The organism is Parafilimonas terrae (assembly GCF_900115755.1).
Classification (GTDB): Bacteria; Bacteroidota; Bacteroidia; order Chitinophagales; family Chitinophagaceae; genus Parafilimonas; species Parafilimonas terrae.
Genome location: NZ_FOXQ01000016.1, coordinates 1 through 22,898, shown reverse-complemented (window position 1 = coordinate 22,898; position 22,898 = coordinate 1). Strand labels below are relative to the sequence as shown.

14 protein-coding genes are annotated in these 22,898 nt (G+C 41.1%); 2 read left to right on the top strand and 12 right to left on the bottom strand.

The features are described 5' to 3' along the window. Positions 1–304: 304 nt before the first annotated feature. Both BM015_RS19130 and mqnC read right to left on the bottom strand, forming a co-directional pair. A complete protein-coding gene (locus BM015_RS19130) occupies positions 305–1,666 on the bottom strand; it encodes an NAD-dependent succinate-semialdehyde dehydrogenase (protein WP_090662580.1) in 1,362 nt (453 codons plus the stop codon). A 96-nt stretch (positions 1,667–1,762) separates the two neighbouring features. Continuing rightward, positions 1,763–2,887 carry a cyclic dehypoxanthinyl futalosine synthase gene (gene mqnC, locus BM015_RS19125; RefSeq protein ID WP_090662578.1) on the bottom strand — a complete coding sequence of 375 codons (1,125 nt, stop codon included), beginning with the start codon at positions 2,885–2,887 and terminating at the stop codon, positions 1,763–1,765. A gap of 176 nt (positions 2,888–3,063) precedes the next feature. Between mqnC and BM015_RS19120 the strand changes: the two genes are divergently transcribed. After that, entirely contained in the window at positions 3,064–4,311 is a 1,248-nt protein-coding gene (locus BM015_RS19120) for an aspartyl protease family protein (RefSeq protein ID WP_090662576.1), read from the top strand. Between the two features lie 91 nt (positions 4,312–4,402). Then, positions 4,403–5,641, top strand: coding sequence for a M16 family metallopeptidase (locus BM015_RS19115; protein ID WP_090662574.1), 1,239 nt, complete (start codon positions 4,403–4,405; stop codon positions 5,639–5,641). Between the two features lie 128 nt (positions 5,642–5,769). Here the strand turns inward: BM015_RS19115 and BM015_RS19110 are convergent, their stop codons facing one another. The 10 genes from BM015_RS19110 to BM015_RS19065 all read right to left on the bottom strand — a co-directional run bounded on the left by BM015_RS19110 (position 5,770) and on the right by BM015_RS19065 (position 21,570). Beyond that, complete coding sequence (locus BM015_RS19110) at positions 5,770–7,317, bottom strand: magnesium chelatase ATPase subunit I (RefSeq protein ID WP_090662572.1); 1,548 nt, start codon at positions 7,315–7,317, stop codon at positions 5,770–5,772. A 56-nt stretch (positions 7,318–7,373) separates the two neighbouring features. Beyond that, entirely contained in the window at positions 7,374–7,754 is a 381-nt protein-coding gene (locus tag BM015_RS19105; protein ID WP_090662570.1) for a GxxExxY protein, read from the bottom strand. Between the two features lie 268 nt (positions 7,755–8,022). Next, positions 8,023–9,120, bottom strand: a complete 1,098-nt coding sequence (locus tag BM015_RS19100) for a vWA domain-containing protein (RefSeq protein WP_090662568.1) — start codon at positions 9,118–9,120, stop codon at positions 8,023–8,025. Between the two features lie 115 nt (positions 9,121–9,235). Next, positions 9,236–9,553, bottom strand: coding sequence for a DUF3467 domain-containing protein (locus BM015_RS19095; RefSeq protein WP_090662566.1), 318 nt, complete (start codon positions 9,551–9,553; stop codon positions 9,236–9,238). An 11-nt stretch (positions 9,554–9,564) separates the two neighbouring features. Continuing rightward, complete coding sequence (locus tag BM015_RS19090; protein ID WP_090662565.1) at positions 9,565–10,416, bottom strand: DUF1735 domain-containing protein; 852 nt, start codon at positions 10,414–10,416, stop codon at positions 9,565–9,567. A 161-nt stretch (positions 10,417–10,577) separates the two neighbouring features. Further along, positions 10,578–11,573: a DUF1735 domain-containing protein gene (locus BM015_RS19085; protein WP_090662563.1), complete on the bottom strand. Its 996-nt coding sequence runs from the start codon at positions 11,571–11,573 to the stop codon at positions 10,578–10,580. A 46-nt stretch (positions 11,574–11,619) separates the two neighbouring features. Further along, complete coding sequence (locus tag BM015_RS19080) at positions 11,620–13,197, bottom strand: SusD/RagB family nutrient-binding outer membrane lipoprotein (RefSeq protein WP_090662562.1); 1,578 nt, start codon at positions 13,195–13,197, stop codon at positions 11,620–11,622. 46 nt (positions 13,198–13,243) lie between these two features. Next, complete coding sequence (locus BM015_RS19075) at positions 13,244–16,384, bottom strand: SusC/RagA family TonB-linked outer membrane protein (RefSeq protein ID WP_090662560.1); 3,141 nt, start codon at positions 16,382–16,384, stop codon at positions 13,244–13,246. Positions 16,385–16,877: 493 nt separating this feature from the next. Next, complete coding sequence (locus BM015_RS19070; protein WP_090662558.1) at positions 16,878–18,329, bottom strand: SusD/RagB family nutrient-binding outer membrane lipoprotein; 1,452 nt, start codon at positions 18,327–18,329, stop codon at positions 16,878–16,880. Between the two features lie 10 nt (positions 18,330–18,339). After that, the gene (locus BM015_RS19065) at positions 18,340–21,570 is read right to left on the bottom strand and encodes a SusC/RagA family TonB-linked outer membrane protein (RefSeq protein ID WP_090662555.1); all 3,231 of its coding nucleotides are present in this window, start codon (positions 21,568–21,570) and stop codon (positions 18,340–18,342) included. Between the last annotated feature and the right edge of the window lie 1,328 nt (positions 21,571–22,898).

Here is a 22,898-nt window from a genome sequence, read left to right as displayed (position 1 = left end):
ATGTTTGAGCTCAGAGTATGAATGCCGGAGCAAAAAGGGCAAACGTTTGAGCTCAGAACTCGAACATTCAGGCTAAAAGGGCAAACGTTTGAGCTTTGAGCACAAACGTTCAAGCTAAAAGAGAGAATGTTTGAGCTCAGAGTATGAATGCCGGAGCAAAAAGGGCAAACGTTTGAGCTCAGAACGCGAACATTCAGGCAAAAAGAATAAACATTTGAGATAAAAGCATGAATTATTAGCCTGGGAACAGTGTTTTCCGGCCTCATTGCAGCCAAAGTATAATTCCCAAAAACAACAATAGCAGCTACTCAGACACGGTTATCGTTTTCACATTTACAAACTCCATTATGCCGTGCTTGCTCAGTTCTCTTCCATAACCGGATTTTTTTACACCGCCAAAGGGCAGCGCCGGTTCAGATTTCACCATTGAATTAATAAACACAGAGCCGCTGTTTAATTTTTTTGACAACATAATGCCCCTTTCAAGGTCTTTCGTCCAGATATTTCCACCCAGGCCATAGCGGGAATTGTTAGCCAGTGCAATGGCTTCCTCTTCACCCTTTACCCTCGTAATGCTGAATAAAGGCCCGAAGGTTTCTTCATCAAAGGCAGGCATGCCGGGTTGCACATTCAATAATAAGGTGGGTTGATAATTGCAGCCGCTTCTCGTTCCGCCCAAAACAATTTCAGCGCCTTTTGCTACGGAAGCTTGTAATTGAACCTGCAGTTTTTCGGCCAAATCCAATCTTGCCATAGGCCCTGTGGTGGTTGAAGCATCAAAAGGGTCACCTTGTTTCAGTTTATTAATTTCCTGTTTCACGGCTTCTGTAAAATCATCCGCCACTTCATCTGCTACCAGGAAACGTTTGGCGGCAATGCAGCTCTGCCCTGTATTTTGCATGCGGGAAGCAACTGCAACAGTGGCTGCCTTTTGCACATCCGCATCGGACAAAACAATAAAGGCATCCGAACCGCCTAATTCCAAAACCGATTTTTTTATATGGGCCGAAGCAATAGCCGCCACGCTGCTCCCCGCTTTTTCACTGCCGGTTAAAGAAACGGCCTGAACAATATTGCTGGAAAGGATTTTTTCCGTTATATCCGTATCTGCAATTAAAGATTGAAAAACACCAGGTGCTGCGCCCGCATCTTCAAACAATTGCTGAATTGCCAGCGAGCAGCCGCAAACATTTGGCGAATGCTTGAGCAAAGCCACATTACCGGCCATTAGCGTGGGCGCCGCAAACCTGAACACCTGCCAGAACGGAAAATTCCAGGGCATGATGGCAAACACAGCACCGATGGGCTGGTAAGCAATAAAGCTTTTTTTGTAACCTGTTTTAACTATTTCATCCTGCAAAAACTGTTGGGCATTTTCAGCATAATAATTACAACCCAAAGCGCATTTTTCCACCTCCGCCACCGCTTCTTTTAGAACTTTGCCCATTTCACTGGTCATAAGCGCTGCGAACTTCTCCTTCCTTTCCAGCAACAGCCTTGCAACATTCTTCAGTATTTCGGCACGGTATTCAAACGGCTTGCCGCTCCAGTGCGGGAATATTTTTTCTGAAAGGGTCAATGCATTATCAATGGCTGCATTATCCATTATTTTATATTCGGCTATTTCCGTCTGATCGAATGGAAAGATGGATTTAAATGATTTCATTTTTCAAACAATTTTTAAATCAACCGGTAATGAAACAAATACAATAGCATGCAAGGCAGGTATGCCTTGCGATACATAAACCGGGCAATAACAATGCTAATAATCTATTACCTGCTCCACGATTGTTTCAGGCAATTCACGCCATTCGTATTGCTGGTTGCGCAACTGGGGTTCAAAACCAGCTTCTTTAATAGCCTCCTGCATGGTTTTGTAAGTAAACCGGTGCGGGGCGCCGGCAGCGCTTACTACGTTTTCCTCAATCATAATACTGCCAAAATCGTTGGCGCCGGCGTGCAGGCAAAGCTGCGCCGTTTGTTTGCCAACCGTTAACCAGCTTGCCTGTATATTTTTAATGTTAGGCAACATAATACGGCTCATGGCAATCATTCTTATATATTCTTCGGCTGTAGTAAGATTATGTACACCGCGTATGCGTGCCAGTAGCGTATCCACATCCTGGAAAGTCCATGGAATAAAGGCAAGGAAACCTTTGGCATTTTCCGGCTTCATGGCTTGCACTTCGCGGATACGCGCCAGGTGAATAAACCGTTCTTCTATAGTTTCCACATGGCCAAACATCATGGTGGCGCTGGTAGTAATATTCAATTCATGCGCCTCATGCATAATGGTCAGCCATTCATCCGCACCACATTTGCCTTTGCTTATCAGCCTTCTTACCCGGTCAATTAAAATCTCAGCGCCGGCGCCCGGCAGTGAATCAAGCCCTGCATTTTTTAATTCGGTTAAAACTTCACGGTGCGGCTTTTTTGACAGCTTGCATATATGGGCCACTTCGGGCGGCCCTAAAGCATGCAATTTTATAGTGGGAAACTCCTGTTTAATCTGCCTGAAGGTATTTGTATAAAAGTCCAGTGACAAGCCGGGATGATGGCCGCCCTGCAGCAGCAATTGATCGCCGCCATATTTTAATGTTTCCTGTATTTTTTTACGATACACAGGCATATCAGTTATATATGCTTCCGGGTGGCCGGGTATGCGGTAAAAATTACAGAATTTACAATTGGCCACGCATACGTTGGTGGTGTTTACATTACGGTCTATTTGCCAGGTAACCTTTCCGTGTGGCACCTGCTTTTTGCGCAGCTCATTGGCCACCTGCATTAAGTCGGTTAATGGCGCATGTTCAAAAAGATAAACGCCTTCTTCAACACTTAAAAATTCAAAACCTAAGGCCTTTTGGTACAACGTTGCAACATTCATCTTTAGGAGGTTGTCTTTTATTAAACGATTGCTGTTTTAAAATGCAACGGCAAAATTACTGAAGAATATGTTGTGCTGCTTAACGGTTTGAAACTAACCAAACGCAGCTTTATATTTACATCAGAGGTTTGGATTTGCCTTAAAGCTAACGTACTTTCATAACTGCAATAACACCAATGAACCATTATTACAGGAATAATACTAAACTATTGAAAAATGCCACGGATTTTAAGCGCAACATAAAATTTATCTATATTCTGATTCTTGTTTTTTCAGGTATTAAGCTCGCAGCACAGGAAGAATTTGTACCGCCACCGGCAAAAATCATCACCTCTTTCGCTTTTACACAATTAACCGGTGGTATTATTATTATACACGGCACATTAGACAGTTTGCAGGACACCCTGAATTTTGTGCTCGACACCGGCAGCGGCGGCATATCGCTCGATTCAACAACCTGCACATATTATAATCTTAAGCTTGAACCAAGCGACCGCATTGTGCGTGGCATTGCAGGTATGAAATATGTTTCATTTGCCAAAAATCACTCGCTTAACCTGCCCGGCCTTACCGTAACCAATCTCGATTTTCATATAAATGATTATGAAATTTTATCCAGCGCTTATGGCATGCATATAGACGGTATTATCGGCTATAGTTTTTTCCGCCGTTATATTGTTAATATTGATTATGATGAACAGCTGGTAAGAGTTTACACCGTAGGCACTTATAAATACCCGAGGGGCGGCCATCTTCTAAAACCTCAGTTTTCAACCTTGCCTATGCAAATGGCAAGTGTAAAAGACGCCAATAAAGTGTTCGCCAAATTTTATCTTGATACCGGTGCAGGCTTGTGTATATTGATGAATGATGACTTTGCAAAAGACAGCGTTATTTTTAAAAAGAAAAGAAAAATGTTTTTATCGCAGGCCGAAGGCCTGGGCGGAAAAACAGATATGATGCTCTCCGTGGTAAAAGAAGTTAAAATAGGGCCTTACCGGTTTCGTAAAGTGCCGGCCTATATTTTTTCAGACGATTATAATGTTACCAATTATCCTGTTTTAGGCGGCCTTTTGGGAAACGACCTTCTCAGGCGGTTTAATGCCTGGATAAATTATCCATTGCAGGAAATTTATATCAAACCAAATAAGCATTACCTTGATTCATTCGACTATTCTTACACTGGCCTCGGTATTTATTTAATAAACGGCGCCATTACGGTTACTGATATTATAAAAGGCTCTCCTGCTGAAGCTGCGGGGTTTCAAAGTGGGGATATTATAGTGGGTATGGAAGGTAACTTCAGCAATAACATACAGGCCTATAAAATTTTACTGCAAAATGCACGCACAAAACTGAGGATTGTTATTATGCGCAAGGGCCAGCCCCAGATAATTTACCTGAAAGTTAAGAGCATACTGTAAGTTTGCTTTGTTGCAAAAGCTGCAAGCTCAGTACAACTAAGCTGGAGCTTCCTTGCTGCTATGATTGCAATTTTTAAACTGTAGAAATTCCATGATACATTATAACCGTTTTGTTTTAGATAATGGCCTGCGCGTTCTGGTGCATGAAGATAATACAACGCCAATGGCTGTTGTAAATGTTTTATACGATGTGGGCGCAAGGGATGAAGAACCTTCAAAAACAGGGTTTGCCCATTTGTTTGAACACCTTATGTTTGGCGGCAGCATTAATATTCCTGATTATGATGAACCGCTGCAGCGTGCCGGCGGCGAGAATAACGCCTATACAACAAACGACCTCACCAATTATTACTGCCAGTTGCCCGCTGAAAATATAGAAACAGCTTTTTGGCTGGAAAGCGACAGGATGCTGAGCCTTGCATTCAGTAAAAAAAGCCTGGATGTGCAACGTAAAGTGGTAAGCGAAGAATTTAAAGAGCATTATATCAATAAACCTTATGGCGATGCCTGGCATAAAATGCGGGAGCTGGCTTATACAACGCATCCTTACAGGTGGATGACGATAGGAAAAGAGCTTGGCCATATTGAAGATGCCAAACTGGAAGATGTAAAGCATTTCTTCTTTAAGCATTACAGGCCCATGAATGCAATATTGGTAGTAGCCGGGAATGTGAAAACAGATAACATTAAACGCCTTGCAGAAAAATGGTTTGGCACCATTGAGCCTGGTGTTAAATACCTGCATCATTTACCTGCCGAGCCAAAGCAAACAATTAAACATGCGGAAGAAATAAAGGCCGATGTTCCTCTGGATGCATTTTATGCAACATGGCATATTCCGGGAAGGCTTGATGCCGGGTATCATGCAGCAGATTTAATAACAGAAATCCTGGGTGGTGGCGCCTCATCCCGTTTATACCAGTCGCTTATAAAAGAGAAGCGGTTATTCAGCAACATTGAATGTTATCATTTTGGCAGCATTGATCCGGGCTTGCTCTCCATTGAAGGGAAGCTTGTAAAAGGTGTATCGATGAAAGCTGCGGAAAATGCCATTGCCGAAGAATTAACCCGGTTAAAAGAAAATATCATAAGTGAAGAAGAACTTCAGAAAGTAAAGAATAAAACAGAAAGCATTATTGCATTTGAAGATATTTCGTTGATGAGCCGTGCCAGCAGCCTGGCATATTATGAATTGCTTGGAAATGCAGATTTAATGAACCAGGAGCTTTCAAAATACCAGGCTGTAACGGTGCAGGATATTCAGCATTACAGCCGGGAAATCTTTGAAGATAATAACAGCAACCTGCTGTATTATTATAGCAATAATTAAAGAATAAGTTGGTTGGTTGAATAGTTTATTAATTGAAAGGTTAAGGAACCAAAAATTTTGTAATTGGGTTAGGGTTGAAAATAAACCTGTGAACAAGTGAACCCGTGAACTTTTGAACTTTTTAATAACTACCTGAAGTTATCGTCATTCAAATCATCGTCATCATCGTTATAATTCATCTGGCCCAGGTTCATCATGCTGCCAATAAGGTCTTTAAATTCTATTTTCCCTTCAATAACTTTTTTACTGATAAGTGAATAAGCAGCAAGGCCATGCAAAACAAACTCCATTAATAAAGCATTTTCTTTTTCATTGGCATGCGGAAAATATTTTTTTACAAAGCCATATAAGCCATCCACTTTATACAAAGCATTTATTTTATCGGCATCTTTTGCATCCACCATTACATCTATATGATTGCCTGCATCAAACCATTTTGTTATAGCTTTATATGGATTATCATTTTCTCTTTCAGCCTGTGAAGCTTTGCCCGTGGTCCTGCGCTTTTTTAATGTTTCAGGATTTGGAAAATAAGTAATGAACTGCGAACGGATGGCTTTATCAAGCAAATTAACCGCCACCTGGTAAGGGCCTTCCTGTTCACCTTCATATACCAGTTCTATCTTACCGGTTATAGATGGAATAATGCCAACCAGGTCGCTTATCCAGATTTGTGTATGCTGCTCATTGTTACGAATACTTCTTCTTTCGGCGCTGCTGTAAGCATTTTCCATAGCAGCAATGGGCAACCTTGCGCTCACTCCGCTTTTCTTATCTACATACTCGTTGTTACGCGCTTCAAAAGCCACCTGTTCAATCAGGCGCTTCACCAGGTCACTTATAGTTATAAGCGATTTTTGATCTTCAAGAATATCCGCTTCCTGTTCCGTTATTTCCAGGGATGTTTCAATCGTTTTCGGATAATGCGTTAATATCTGGCTCTGAATCCTGTCTTTTAAAGGCGTAACAATACTGCCGCGGTTTGTATAGTCTTCAGGATTGGCAGTGAATACAAATAAGATATCTAAGGGCATTCTTAATTTAAAACCACGTATCTGTATATCGCCTTCCTCAAGAATATTAAACAGCGCTACCTGTATACGTGCCTGCAAATCTGGAATTTCGTTGATAACGAAAATGCTGCGGTTACTGCGCGGGATAATGCCGTAATGGATTACCCTTTCATCTGCAAAACTTAAACGGAGATTGGCGGCCTTGATTGGATCAATGTCGCCAATTAAATCTGCAACGCTTACATCGGGTGTTGCCAGTTTTTCACCATAACGCTCGCTGCGGTGCAACCATGTTATAGGCGTTTCATCTGCATGTTCTGCAATAAGGTCTTTAGCATATTTGCTTAAAGGGTGCAGCGGGTCATCATTTACTTCGCTGCCTGCAATTACCGGGATGTATTCATCCAGCAAATCGGTCATTTGCCTGGCCATACGTGTTTTTGCCTGGCCGCGCAAACCGAGGAATAAAATATTGTGGCGGCTCAACAAAGCTCTTTCCGTATCGGGAATTACAGAATCTTCATAACCGATAATTCCTTTGAAAGTATTTTCTTTATTGCGTATGCTTTCAATAAGATTCTTTCTTATTTCATCTTTCACAGAAATGGATTTATAACCACTTCTTTTTAACTCGCCTAATGTTTTTATCTTGTCTATATTCATTATTAATTTTTTTGCCACAAAGGCACTAAGACACTGAATTTAATTACCTTCTCTAATTATACAACAAATCTTTTAATTCCATTTTTAATCACAGGGGTATTAAAGTTGATCAGAAAACCTAAACGTTTATTTGTAAGCTTAAGATGACTTATTACCTGAGCCTGCCACAATGGATTTACTAAATCGACTGCTTTTAATTCGCAAATTATTAAATCTTCAACCAAAACATCTAACCTTAACCCTTCATTGAAAACAAGATTATCATAGAAAATGGGAATATCCACCTGCCTTTTATGTTCAATGCCTTTTTTACTCAATTCATGACAAAAACATATTTCATATACTTTTTCAAGTAACCCCGGCCCAAGCTGCTTATGCACTTTAAATGCACAATCAACTATTTCCTTAGCCAAATATTCTTCTTGTTCTGACAACATATCCTTAACTAATTTTGCCACTAAGGCACCAGGGCACTAAGTTTTTTTATTTTAAATGTTCAACCAAAAATCTTCGTGGCTTTGTGACTTCGTGGCATTTAATTTTGCCACCAAGGCGCCAGGACGCTAAGTTTTTTTAGTTAAGTCACCAACCAAACCTTCGTGGCTCTGTGACTTCGTGGCATTTAATTTAGCCACTAAGACACCAGGGCACTAAGTTTTTTTATTTAAGTGTTCATCCAAAACCTTCGTGGCTTTGTGGCAAACTTTAATACACTGTTTTTCTTTTACCGCTTTCAAAATCCCGGAAGATGAAGGCGCCTAGTTTGTCCAGCGATGCAAAGAATGCTTTACCATTATTGGTTTCCGTAAACTCTGTTACAAAACGCTGCAAATAAGGATCGCTTGCTATCATGAATGTAGTAATAGGGATTTTCAGCTTTTTGCATTGCGCGGCCAGGTTTAAACATCGATTGGTAATTTTCCTGTCGAGCCCGAAAGCATTTTTATAATAACGGCCTCCAATTTTTAAACAGGTGGGCTTGCCATCGGTTATCATAAAAATCTGTTTGTTGGGGTTTCTTCTGCGGCGCAGGATATCCATTGCCAGCTCAATACCTGCAACGGTATTGGTATGATACGGGCCCACCTGCAGGTAAGGCAAATCTTTAATTTCAACCGGCCAGGCATCGTTGCCAAATACCACAATATCCAGCGTGTCTTTAGGATATTTTGTAGTGATAAGCTCACTCAGGGCCATAGCCACTTTCTTTGCCGGCGTAATCCGGTCTTCGCCATACAAGATCATGCTGTGTGAAATATCAATCATCAGCACAGTGGATGTTTGCGCCTTAAAATCTGTTTCGCGGATCTGCAGATCATCCTCATGCATCTGAAAGCTTTCTACGCCATGATTGATCTGGGCGTTGCGAATGCTTTCCGTAAAATCAATCTGCTCCAGCATATCGCCAAACTGGAATGGCCGGTAATCAGGACTTATTTCATCACCCTGCCCGGGCTTATTGGTTGTATGATCGCCCTGTTTACTTTTTTTAAGTTTGCCGAATATTTCTTCAAGGCTTTTTTTACGAATGCTTTGTTCGCTCTTAGCGGTTATCTGTAAAGCGCCGGTTTCACTATTATCTTTTATGTAACCATTACGTTTCAGGTCATCAATAAAATCGCCCATACCATATTCATCATCTGTAAGCTGGTACTTTTTATCCAGCTCATTCATCCATTGCAGCGCTTCATCGGCATCGCCGCTGGTATAGGTAAGCAATTGCATGAAAATATCAAGCAACTGCTCAAATTTGCTTTTACCATTCGCTGCAGGATCAAATTTTACAAACCTGTTTCCAATCATAACGTGTAAGCTACATAAAAAAATGAAAGCCTTCAACCTTTGAAAGGGAGAATTTAGTTTTCTTTAATAAGAAAGGTACAGCAGCAACTTTCAGTTGTGCTGAAGAGAAAGATAGTTATGCCTGCGCGGTGGGGCCGCCGAAATTAAGAGGGATTTCAACCTGTTCAAGGTCTTGTATTTTCCCGTGAACATTTTCATAACGCTCAATATTTTCCTGCATGGCACGCATGAAACGTTTGGCATGCATAGGCGTAAGGATGATGCGGGATTTTACTTTGCTCTTGGGCGTGCCGGGCATTACATTCACAAAGTCTATTACAAACTCGGCGTGGCTGTGCGTTATAATGGCAAGATTGGCATAAGTTCCTTCGGACACTTCTTCACTTATTTCTATGTTGAGCTGGTTCTGCTGCTGCTGAGGCTGATCTGCCATAACCTGTAAATTTATTTCTGCAATGTTAGCGATTCTTCAACAATACGCTCATCACCGCTTAAATTTTTATAGCTGCTTTTAATATAAATATCTTTTGTAAGCGGGTTGAAGGTGGATGTTATAATGGTAAATGACCCGGGTTGTACCGAGTTTTTTGCCACGTCATTTACACCAACTATAAAAGTTCCGTTTGTATAGGTTAACAGGTATTTCCAGCCGTTTGAGCCAAGTTCTGCGTAGTCAAGCTGAGACTGTGTGGAAGACACCGGCGCCAGGTTTTTGATTAACTTGGTAGTGGCTGTATCGCTGATGGTACCGCCGGCGGCATCACCATCATAACTTGTTTTAAAACTGGTGGAAGCATAAATGCCGGCCAGTTTATTACCTGAAGTATGCAGGTATAAAACCCGCCTGCTTGTATCCAGCTTATACTGGCTTATGGAAGTTATAACTACAGGCAGCATATAGTCTTCGCCACCAAGAAACTGTTTATTAAGCTTTACGGGAATGGTATCGTAAACGCTTTCTGTAGTAGCAGTAATGCTGGTTTGAAAACTATAAGCAGTAGAAGGCATTTGTTGGTAATTGGTAAAATGCACGGAATTATAATACTGGCGGGATGAATCTTCCACGCTCAACATAATGGTAACCTCTTTTGAAGGCAGGTAGGTGGAGGATATAATCATATTGAAGGTAAGCGTATCGGCAGAGGGGAATAAGATCAGGTTATCATCAAACCCGGCCGGGCCTCCATTTACAAAATAAAAATTGGGTGTTGTATCTATAGAGTTAGAATCCTTTTTGCAGGAAGCAAACGCAATCATCAAAGCAGCGGCTGCAATAACAGGCTTGAAAAAACGCATGAGGGAATTTTCGGCAAATCTATGGTTTCTTGAATATGGTTGTAAAATCGGGTGATTTAAGATATGTTAAGATGTAGGTCAGTTATGGAAATCTTATAGATAATTATAATAATAAAAGCCGTTTCAAACAGAAACGGCTTTTATTAAACGAAGATTCATGATTACGGCCTTGGCCCAACGTATACATACTTTTCAGCGAATTTACAACGTACGGAAGTTCCGGGCTGAAGCATAAAATAGCTTACATTCAGCTCCTTTGGAGTGCCATCTGCATCGAATGTCATTTTATTTTCGCCTGCCGGATCAAGTTCTGCACTTCTTCCGTTGCTGGAAGGTTGACCATAATAATTCACAACACTCAAAACATTGCCATCCGCATCAAAGGTAAATACCGGTGCAAAACTGCCATAGTATGAGCCGCTGCCACCAGCATTGAATGCATAGCCAAATGTTCCACCATTCAAATCCGGTTCATAGTATGCATTTGAAGCTGGCCCGGTAGTAATCAAGTCAGCGGTTTTAGGATAGGTAGCTGTAAAAGTAGAATTCGTAAGATCAACAAAACTACCTGTTACCGTAAATTCACCATCATAAATATTTCTTACAGTTATAGAATATAAAGCAGATCCAAAATTACCGCTTACTTCACCAACAGAAGTTGAAGTGATTTTTAAAGGAAGCGCATAAGCAGCATTAAAATCGTAATCATTCGAAAGTTGCGCTTCTATTACAGCTTGTGCCGTTTGCTTACCTTTCGGTATAACCAACGTTATTGGAAAACTTGTTTTAAAAAGAGACGCTGGGGGTGCTATATAGTTAGCACCATCAACACTATGCGCAGCATTATAAGTAGCGAGTAATGATTCGTCTATATCTACAGTCACCGTAATATCCTGCGGCGCCATTTCATCACCTGCGTAATTAACGTTAACCTTAAACGACGCAGTATCACCGGTCTTTAATGATCCTAGATCAATTGCAAACCTGGGTGCGGCACCTCCACTGGGATTTGTAGCTATGGACCCGGTGTTTCCAAATTCAGTAACATTATCTGACAGGCCGGTATCAAGTGTTAACGAATCGTCTTTTAAACATGAAGTAAACATCATGCTCGTTAACAATAATAGCGACCCTCCTATTTTAAATAGTCTTTTCATAATATGTATTTTGTATGCATTAAATTTTATCAGTTACTTAAACAAATCAGTTAGGATCCCAGAAGATCATTGAATTAAATTCACTTATATCCTTGGGTAAATTCGCATTGTTATAAGACAATTCGCTGGTAGGATATAATACCCTTGAAGGCAGTTTATCCGGTCTTGTACTAACAGACTGTAAAGAGGCAAATGTCTTGGTCCCGTCAGTAGAGCCATTAACAATCTTTGGATATCCTGTACGCCTGAAATCATTCCAGCCCTGGTCAGAATTCACCATATTTAATGCAATATATTTTTGAGTGATAATTGCTTCGAGACGCTGATCATTTGAAGATGCATTTTCATAATGCACCAGGTAATTATCACCATTCAGATCTTCACTAAGATAAGCTTCATAGTCTACCTCAGGATCCCAGCCGTTTAAATCATAAGAACCATCACGCAATCTGTAGATGTATTTGTAAGAATCCAGTATGCCGTTATAAAAATAATCCTGGGCGCTTCCGCTTACGCCAAAACCGCCCTTCAATGCTGCCTCCGCTTGTAAAAAGTCCGATTCAGCCAGGGTGATAATTGGCATAGCCATACTTGAGCCTTTCAAAACACCAATATTGTTTTCCTGTTCTTCATAAGGCGTTATCCAGCTTCCCGCTGCCGGCGCTGAAGGTACGCTTGTGCTTTCGTAGCCCAATTGATTGGTGCCAAAAGAAGAGCCGCCAAAATTATTAAAAATGGCATATCCTCTGTAATCATTCAATTTTGAGCCGTCGTAAAATGCAGCTATAAACTCAGTTGGCATCCATGCCCTGTTAGCAGTGCTCCCGGTATAGGTATATCCCCAGGTATTCCATTTTGGGTTTTGCTTGCCGTCAGCCTTTTGATAGCCGGGGTTGATGACAGCATCGGTGGTCAGAAAGCCAACAGGATCATAGCTGTTGCTAAAACTGAGGCCGCCTGATTGTCCCCTTAAAGCAATACGCAGTTTTACTGTATTGGCAAACCTTTTCCAGTTGTCCATATTGCCCTTAAACATAACATCATTATCAGAAAATTCCTGGATGTTACCTACAGAAGCTCCGTCATTGATCAATTGGATCGCCTCATCCAGTAAAGCATAAATGCTTTGGTAAACATCCTGTGCTTTATCATAAGTAGGCGTCAGGTTTTCTGTTTCTTTAAAGGCCTCTGTATAAGGAACGTCATTATAAGTATCCACTAAAAGCTGAAATTCATAAGCTTTCATAATTTTCGCCGCAGCATTATAATAATCGTAATCTTCATTGCCTTCTGTATTATTAATTATCCACTGGTAATCGGCTAAATTATCGTAAGCCTGGTTCCAGCAATTCTGGTAATCATCATTACCCAGGTTATAGGTAACCGAAGAACCAAAGCCGCCGTATCCTCCTGCATTAGCCATGTATCCACCTAACTGGGCGCCCATTGAATTATAAGTGTTTACTACATTCGCTGTAGCGGTAAGTGCCTGTGAAAGCACCAATTCAGGCGTTGAGGTAGTTGCAGAATTTGGATTCTTATTTATATCAAGATATTTTTTACATGAGGTTAGGCTAAACACCAGTACCATGCCCCATACACCTATATTAATAATTCTCTTCATTTGTATTTTTTTTCAATTTTAAATGTCATTTACACTGAGATATCTCTTAGAAGTTTATGGCTATTGTTCCACCATAATAGCGTGAAGGCGGCGCTGAGCTTATGCCTGTGATACCGATACCGTTGCTGGTACTGCTAACCTCGCTGTATTCAGGGTCAGTGTAAAAGTTTGTTTTCGGAAGCCAGATAAACAGGTTACGGCCCTGCACGCTTACATCAATTCCTTTTATGAAAGAAGCTTTTCTAAACAAGCTTTGCGGAAGGTGGTATGCCAGTGAAAGCTCTCTTAACTTCCAGAAAGCGCCTGAAGAAACATAGTTGGAAGACACATCCCTGTTGTTTTCGCTGGTCCAGAAACCGGCATTACCGTTTCCGTCGGTAAGTGTAATGTTGGTATTCTTAATATAAGTACCAGGGTGTGCCGGATCTTCATAAACTGAATTAGGGAATACAAAACGGCCACGGTTAAACAGGGTTGTTCTTATACCTGTACCTGCCCAGTCAACATCTGAACCGGAACCAAAATACATATTATATCCACCCCTGTACTGGAAAAGTCCTGTAAGTTCAAAACCTTTGTACTGAACATTAAAATCGAGGGTAAGCCTTTGTTTAGGCTGAGAATTTCCAAGTATTTTCAGTGTGGCGTCCTTTGTTGGCTCACCTGTTGAGGCATCTACAATTACATGGCCTTCATCGTCCCTTACAAAATCAAAACCCATAATTACCGGGAATGCCTGTCCTGCTACTGCATAAATACCGGAGCCATCGCCGTAACCAGCCAATCTTATTTGGTCAACACCATTACCAATTTCGATAACCTTGTTATTCAGGTAGCTGAAGTTACCACCTACCGTTACACGCCAGTTAGCGGTTCTTATAGGAGTAACATGTAATTCCGCTTCCAGGCCTTCACTCATGGTTTCGCCCACATTGGTAAGGTAGCCGCTGCCACCGGAAGTATAGGAAAGACCTGTAGTAACAGTTTGATTGTTTGTAACAGAATGATACCAGGTTACAGCAGAAGTAAGCCTGTCGTGCATTAAGCTGATATCGAAACCAAATTCATATTGTTTAGTGATTTCAGGCTGTAGTGAGGCAGATACGATGGTATTATCCAGGCCAAAACCGGGAAGACTGCCATAAGGGAAACCGCTCTGCTGAGAAAATGTTCTCTGCAATTGGTAAGCACCAAAGTTGGTATTGTTTCCAAGGTTTACCTCGCCCACTTTTGATACACCGCCGCGAAGTTTTAAGTAAGTGATTGTGTTACTGTTTTTAATGGCGTCAATAGCCTGGCTGGCTACAAAGGAAAGGTTGGCTGAAGGGTAGAAGAATGACCTGTTTGCCGCAGGCAAAATAGAAGACCAGTCATTTCTGCCGGTAAGGTTTAAAAATAAATAGTCTTTATACCCTACCTGTAAGGTTCCGTAAACGCCCATGATGCGTGCCAGGTAACTGGCTTCGCTGGCGCCCGGGATACCTACCAGGTTACCCACATTATAAAGGTCAGGTATTACAAGAGGTGAAGCGGAAACGCCTGTTCCTTTATACGCATTCTGATTCCATTGGCCGCCGCCCACTAAATCAAATGAGAAATCATTTGCCTTTTGCTTTATTTCAAAATAAATATCGCTCAGCAAATTCATGGTGTAATTTTCATTATCAGAAACACCCGCTGCAATATCTGATTTTGAGTTGCTGCTTGACTCCTTCGCATATTCTGTATACTTGAAGGAATTATTCCATGATTTACCGTATTGATTGGTTTTGGTAATACCCTGGCGTGCAGTAAGGCTTAACCACGATAAAGGAGAATATTTTAATTCCACATTACCTACCAGGTATTCATTTCTTTCATCCCTGCGGTAGTTATCCAGCTGCCAGTAGGGGTTCAGATACCATGGATTATAATAACCATTGGGATTAGCCAAAGGATCTGTTTTCCAGTTGGCATACCTTGTAATGTCAATATTTGAAGGCATGTTCAGCATATTATTATATATGCCGTTCGTTTGGGTAGTGATGTCATAATTATTCTGCGTATAACCCAATGAATAATTCACTGCCAGTTTATTACCGTAGATTTTTCTTGAACCGTTTACACGCAAAGATGTCCTGTTAAACTTGTCTTTGGGTGTGGTTCCCTTTACCGATGTATATTGTCCTGATACATAAATAGTGGAAACCTCATCACCACTGCTTAAAGAGAAATCTGTCTGGTTGGTAATACCTGTTTTCCAAAATTTTTCACGCGTATCATTTCCTGTATACAACTGTGTTTCTTGTGTGCCGTCTTCAAGCGGTACACCAAGAGGGCGTGTAGAACCGTCAAAATGCGGCCCGTAACTTTGGTTTTCTATAGAAGAAAAATTAGGCTGGCCATTTTCATCATATCCGTAAGAACTACCGCCCTGGCCATATGACATTTGATTTTTTGGGAAAAAAGCAACATGCTCACCGGTAGTTGTATTAGCCACGCGAATGTTTGTGCGGCCCGCAGTTCCTTTTTTTGTAGTGATGATAATGGCACCATTGGAAGCCTGCGAACCATACAATGCAGCGGCGCTTGCGCCCTGCAGGATATTGAACGATTGAACGTCTTCCGGATTGAGGTTATTTAAGATAGAGTTTGGCACGATTACGTTATCCAGCACTATCAAAGCTTCATTATTTCCTGTAAGCGACCTGTTACCTCTCAAGATGATACGATAGCTGGGATTAACGCCGCCGGTAGTTCCCTGGATGTTTAACCCGGCCACTTTATCCTGCAGGCCACCCGCAATATTGATAGCTTTACCTTTGGTAACGGCGGCGCCCGTAATAGCGGTTTGGGCAGAGCCAACTTCACTTTTCCTTCTGGTGATACCACCTGCGGTTACTACAACCTCGCTTAATTCCTGGTTAGTTCTGGTTACAGCAACATTAATATTGCGGGAATTACCAACCGTTACTTCCTGGTTGGCAATGCCAACTGCCGAAATAACCAGTATATCGCCCGGTTTAGCCGCAATACTAAAATTAGCATTGGCATCTGCCGCAACGGAAGAGCTGGTTCCTTTTACATTTACTGTAGCGAAGGGAACGGGGTCGCCATTTTGGTCTCTCACTGTTCCGCTTATTCTTTCCTGCGACCAGGCCGCAAGCGTAATAAGCATAAAACCAAGTACACTTAGAATTCTTCTCATTTTAGACAATTTTTGATTTTAAACGTGTGATTATAAAAGAATGATGAATAAGCAGTTAAAAAACTTATTTGATAAATCCATTAATTTTTCTCATTTACGATTTGAACAAAAATCAAAAAAAATACGTAGAAACAGTACTTTTTGCTGAAATAATTTTTTTACCGCATTAAAGTAACTGTTCCCTTCAGCTGGTGAATCCTTTTATCATTTGGATTCTGATAACGGCCCTCCATACAACCTGGTATCTTGATAAAATACAGTTGTTACCGTGTATCTCCGGCGTTTGGATATGTACGCCGCGGGTTTAGACAAATTATTTTCCCGTGATGCTGCATCGCCAGGTTTCATTTTGCCGGATCCATGCTTTATATCAGCAAAACGCTAAAGATTTATGCCTGCAATTCTACCTGTGAATATAAATGCCGTTCTTCCTAAGTGCATAATACCCAAAATAAAAGCAGGATATTAACTCCTGCTTTTATAAGACATTTATCTAAAACTTATCCCAGAAAAGTTTCGTACCCACCTCATCTCCGCCAATTGACGAAGAAGCGGCATCATAATTTGCTTTATTCAAATTAGGCTCCGTTGCAGGATAAGTATATCGCACAGGATATACGCTTATAGCAGAAGGAGGTGCTTCTAATTGTGGGTAATCCAACCTCCTCTGTGCAACCCATGAGTCAAACCCTCTTGTATAATAAGCAATCCAGGCCTGCACACCAATGCTTTTTTTCCAATTGGCTTCATCAAATTTATTCGCGGGGTCGCTTAAATAATCGCTGGCATCAGCGCTGCTGCCGCCCCATTGTTCAATTGAAGCTGTAACACCTTTGTCATACCAGGCCTCTGCTGTGCCTCCAACATTCATGTTCCGGGCTGCAGCCTCAGACAACAGAAGCGCTACTTCCGAATAACTGATCACCTGGGCAGGGAAATCCGGGGCCAGGCTGGCTGCCGAAGCATGAGAAAAGCTTGAGAATGAATTTCCGGCCCCGGGAGTGCCTCCTTTATAAGTATTACTTACAGAAGTAAAATATAAAGGCAATCTCGGGTCGTCATGATTCAGCATTGTGTCAATTATGGTACTGGCAATAACAAAATCATTTCTCCCGCTTTGAACGAGGTTAGTCCATATCGGGTTTACATTAGGAGGTGTTTCCGTATAGGCAAAAGTTGCATTCTCCTCATTTCCACTGATTACATTTTTTGCCGCTGCCTCAACAAGTGACTTTGCTTTAGCCTGGTCCACATCTGCTATATTAATAGCCAGTTTTAATAAAATAGAATTGGCTGCTTTATACCATAAAGAAACATCACCTCCGTAAACCAGGTCTGCAGAACCAAAACTTTCCCCTGACACATCCATTTCTCCAATGGCTGTTGAAATTGTATCAAGAAGGGCATTATAAACATCAGCCTGCTTATCGTAAACCGGGGTCAGGTTTTCTGCACCAAGCAGCGCTTCAGTATAAGGAACATCACCAAAAGTGTTTACCACTGATGAGAAAGCGTAAGCCCTGAAAATTTTGGCTATAGCTATTTTATTCTGGTAAGCTATTTTATCAGACTCAAGCAGGGCCGGGTCTGATGCCTGTTCACGCATTAAAGAGATACTCCTGTCGAAATCCATTATCACATCCCTGTACAGTGTATTCCACCAGTTTAAGGGTATGTTTCTGTTTCCCAAATCATATTGGCTTTCCTGCGGATAGGTGGTTTCAGCCCAATACTGGGTGATCAACTCAAATATGCCCGAATTAACATTCGGGGTTGTCATAGCATCCACGAAGGCCTTTTCTGCATTTGAGAACAACATCTCACCCTGAACGGTAGTGGCTACCTTCGGGTTTTCATTAAGCTTAGTCATGTCCTTTGTACAAGATGCCAGAACACCAAGCACCACAATTACAAAAAACATTCTATTCTTTATTATATAGTTCATAATAATATTATTAGAATTTAAAGTTTAGATTAAGGCCTATCATCCTGTAAGTTGGATAACTGCCAACCTGGAAGCCCTGGATGTTACCTGCGCTTGGCCCTTCTTCCGGGTCTGAATCAGGCATATTTTTGTGAATTATCCATAAATTCCTTCCATACACAGAAATATCTATTCCCTTAATTGGATTTAGTTTGGATATTAATTTAGATGGTAAGGAATAAGATATGCTTGCCTCTCTTAACTTAACATAGCTTGCATCGTATATATAACCTGCATTAGGAAAACTATTGTAACCATAGCCCCTTAACCCTGTAATTAAAGCATAGGTGCCATTCGGCTTGCCATCTTCGGTAACGCCGGGAAACTTAATGCCGCCACCGTCTTCCACGGCATCACGAATCGGGTTTCCCTTATCATTCAGGCCTGCAGTATTTGCAGTTAAACCAGTGCCCTGGCCATACCATTGGTCAACGGAATAAAGATCACCGCCCTGTTTCATATCAATTAAGAAACTAAGCGATATCCCTTTGTACGTAAATGTGTTATTAATACCGCCATACCATTTTGGCTGTATATTGCCTATGATATTATTAGTAGTGGAGGAAACCTCATAATATCCGTCGCCATCAACTGTTTTCTGGCCATCTGTATAAATATAATCGCTGCCTTTTAATACGCCCATTGGCTGGCCTACTACGGCATTAAGTGTAACACCTCCCTGGAAAGACCCCATTAAAATGTTCTCCGTTCCGCCGGTAAGGCTTACCACTTTATTTTTCGGATTGGTCCAGTTTAATGCCATGTTCCACGAAAAATCTTTTGTTTTAACAGGAATAAGGTTTAAGGATGCTTCTATACCCTTGTTTTCAACCACACCTGCATTTATAATCTGTGTGGTGTAACCGGTAGCGCCCGAAATGGTAACAGGAATGATCTGGTCAATTGTATTTGTATGATAATAAGTAACATCAAAACCAATCCTGTTTTTAAGGAAAGAAGCCTCAATACCGGCTTCATAGCTCCTGGTTTTTTCCGGCTTTAAATCAGCGTTCTTTTTTGTGCTGTTAACAGAGAAAAGCGGCACCGTGCCAAAAGGGGTTGGCTGTGTATAATTGTCTACCAGGTAATCAAACGGGGCATCTGCACCAACTTCTGCATAGTTCAACCTCAATTTTCCAAAATTCAGCCAGGTTGCATCAGGCAGCAGTTTTGAAAATACAAACCCGCCTGAAGCAGAAGGGTAGAAATAAGCATTGTTTCCTTTTGGCAAGGTGGAAGACTGGTCCCTGCTGGCTGTTAAATCTAAAATCAACATTTCTTTGTACGCCAGTGTAATGCCTCCAAATACACGCCCTATTTCTCTTTGCTGGTCTTCTTCGGTTGGCGCTTCTATAGGGTTTGCAGAATTAGCCAGGTCATATATTCCCGGAATTATCAACCCGCCATTCGTAATCGCAAAGGTGGATTTAAAGTAATTTCTCCTCAGGTTGGTACCAACTACTGCTTTAAAGTTTAAATTATCAGATATGTTTTTATTAACCGATGCAAGGAAGTCGTAGTTATATTCTTTATAACTATTATTATATTTTGAATACGCCCCTATATTGATAGATTCATAACCATTGCGCTCTTCCTGCAGGTTCTCATAAGTGTCCAGGGAAACCCTGCCCATCAAATTCAACCAGTTGTTTACAGCATAGTTAAGCGTGATATATGAAATATACCGGTACCTTGAATCCGTTTCAAAACTTTCATAACGCACATAATAAGGGTTATCCCAGTAAATGGGGCCAATATCATTAGGAGGGTCGGTCATATTCCACGTGATATTTTTATGCGTTCTTTCATAAGCAGCTTTTTGATCCATCACATCAACATTCATTTGCCACCATTCCCTGAAGTTGGTTGCCAGGTTAAAAGCATCATAACCACTGCCATATCTTCCCAGGCCGGAGATTTTAGAGAAATTGGTAGCCCCGGTTATGGTAAGTTTATCGGTTATTTTATAATCCGCCTGGAAATTCACAATATCTTTTTTCAGTTTACTGTTGGGCAATATTCCTTTATCGTCATTATGGGAATAACCCAGTTTGTAAGTAAACTTATCATCACCTCCCTGTACGATCAGGCTGGCAACGGCAGAAACAGGGTTTTGAAAAAATGCCGTCGGGTCATGCTTTGCTGCCACCCAGGGCGTTGCCTGCAAATAAGTGGGAGAAGTAGGATCGAAAGCAGTCCATTGATATACTTTTAAGTTGGGATCAAATTTTGCCCCAAAGGAAGCATCTTCAGTTGTTGGTACAACCAGGTCTTCAACCCCATCTCCATTTGCATCCAAATACCAGAAATGGCTATCCGGTGATGGTGGTGCATCGGAATAAGTGTAGTAATCCGGGTCATAATAGCCGGAGCCATACTGCCGCTGGTATTTAATCCAGGTGCTTTTATCCATATTACCTGTAGAAGCCCCTAAGTTTAAGGTTATGCCCAACCCGCTTTTGCCTTTCTTGGTAGTAATCAGGATTACGCCATTGGCGGCCCTTGAACCATACAGCGCACTGGCTGCAGCTCCCTTAAGCACATTTACAGAAGCAATATCTTCAGGATTTATGTCAGATCCCTGGTTCCCATAATCATACCCTGCAAAACCCTGCTGGGTGCTGGAAGAATTATATGTTGAATTATTCACAGGCACACCATCAATAACAATCAATGCCTGGTTATCGCCGGTAATTGACCTGGCGCCTCTTAATATGATATTCGTAGAGCCTCCCAGGCTGTTATTGGTTTTAATTTGAAGGCCGGAAACCTTACCCGACATTGAGTTGGCAAAATTGCTGTTATTCGTCTTTGTCATTTCCTCTGAAGTCACGGTTTGGGCGGCATACGGCAACTCATTCCTGTTTCTCCTGATGCCCAGCGCAGTAGTCACCACCACGTCTGTTATAGTACCCGAAGTCCTGTTAACAGTGGCCGTTACTACAGGATTATTTCCAACGGTAATTTCCAAAGGATCAACTCCAACCGCAGTAATTACAAGCACATCGCCGCTTTTGGCAGGAATTGTAAAATTTGCATTCACATCAGCTGCAACCGTAACTTTTGTACCTTTTACATTAACTGTTGCAAAGGGAACGGGATCTCCGTTCTGGTCTTTCACCGTACCGCTTATTTTACCCTGCGACCAGGCCGCAACGCTCGTAAGCAACACCATGATAAGCATACTTACTGTCTTTCTCATTTTGGACAATTTAATTTATGTGTGTGATTATAAGGATCAAAAAAAGTGTTATGTAAATAACTTTGGCTATGAAAAATTAACCCTGCAGAAAAATTGTAACGAAGTATTTAGCCGTTTCCTTAATTATCTCAATTTATATTGTTCTCATTTCGACTTTTTGCTATGAAAGCATAAGCGTGTAAAGAAACGGTTAAGAAAAATCCAATATTCCGTTAAATCACAATGCCTTTAAGACAAACAGGAAAGAGGAAGTGCTGCATAAAAGTATTGAAAGTCACCGCCTTATACAAGCAATGACTTTCAATCAATAAAATATGCTTATTAAAAAAATGTATTTCAGGCGCAGGAACAAACGCTTGTTAGCCATTTGTTAAAGTATGCTATAATAAATATTTTGCATAAACATGCAGCAATAAAAAGAGACTGCCTGGTTTGGCAGTCTCTTTAATTTTTACCGGTTACCCATAAAAACATGGGTATTTTATTTTCACCTCGTCTGATCAGGCTCCTATCCTTTCTTTTTCGCCTTAAACACAAAATCGCCAAAAGAACCTGCAGACACTGTATGCACAAGCCGTATGCTCCTTCTCCGCAATGTCTCTTTAGCAAAGCCATGAGCACAGGAAAGGACATTGCGGCCTACGGAGTACAAAAGCCCCTCTTTTCCCGTAACTTCAACCATGCCTGTACGTAAAGCCATACCAGAAAAAGACGGAGCCTGTTTTATAACCTTTGACAATTTTGACGAAGCAATTGCCAAATTGAAAAGCAAAAGTTCATAGTTAATTTATAATCTCCTTGACAAAAAAGCAGCATACAACATTCGCATTTATGCAAGCATGGCAGACGTGCAAACAATGAGCGGTAAAATATATTTCATCTGTAGTTCCGGCAGAAAGAATTCTATTGGGCGATAGTAATAACAATGAACTTTAAATTATAAATTTGGCAGCGGTTCGGGCAGACGGGAATTCTAATTCCATGCCTGCATAAATGCGTCAACGTTATGTGCAATGCTATATGAAAACCCTACTCTATTTTTTATTTACTGTTTGTAGTAGTTTGACATTTATTAGCTGCCAAAGACAAGAATCAAATAATACCTTGCCATTGGCTTTGTTCGACACCTTAAAGAACCAAATCATTTTTGTCACCGATAGTTCTTTTAAGCAAACTCCTGACTATAATTTAAACATTACAAGACTTGATTTCTTAAATCTTAGTTCAGTTATTGTGTAGGCTTCCCATTTTCAGTACGAATCAAAAGTAGATTTTAAATCAGTTGATTGAATATTATTATTAGTATTATAACCGGATGTGGTAATGTG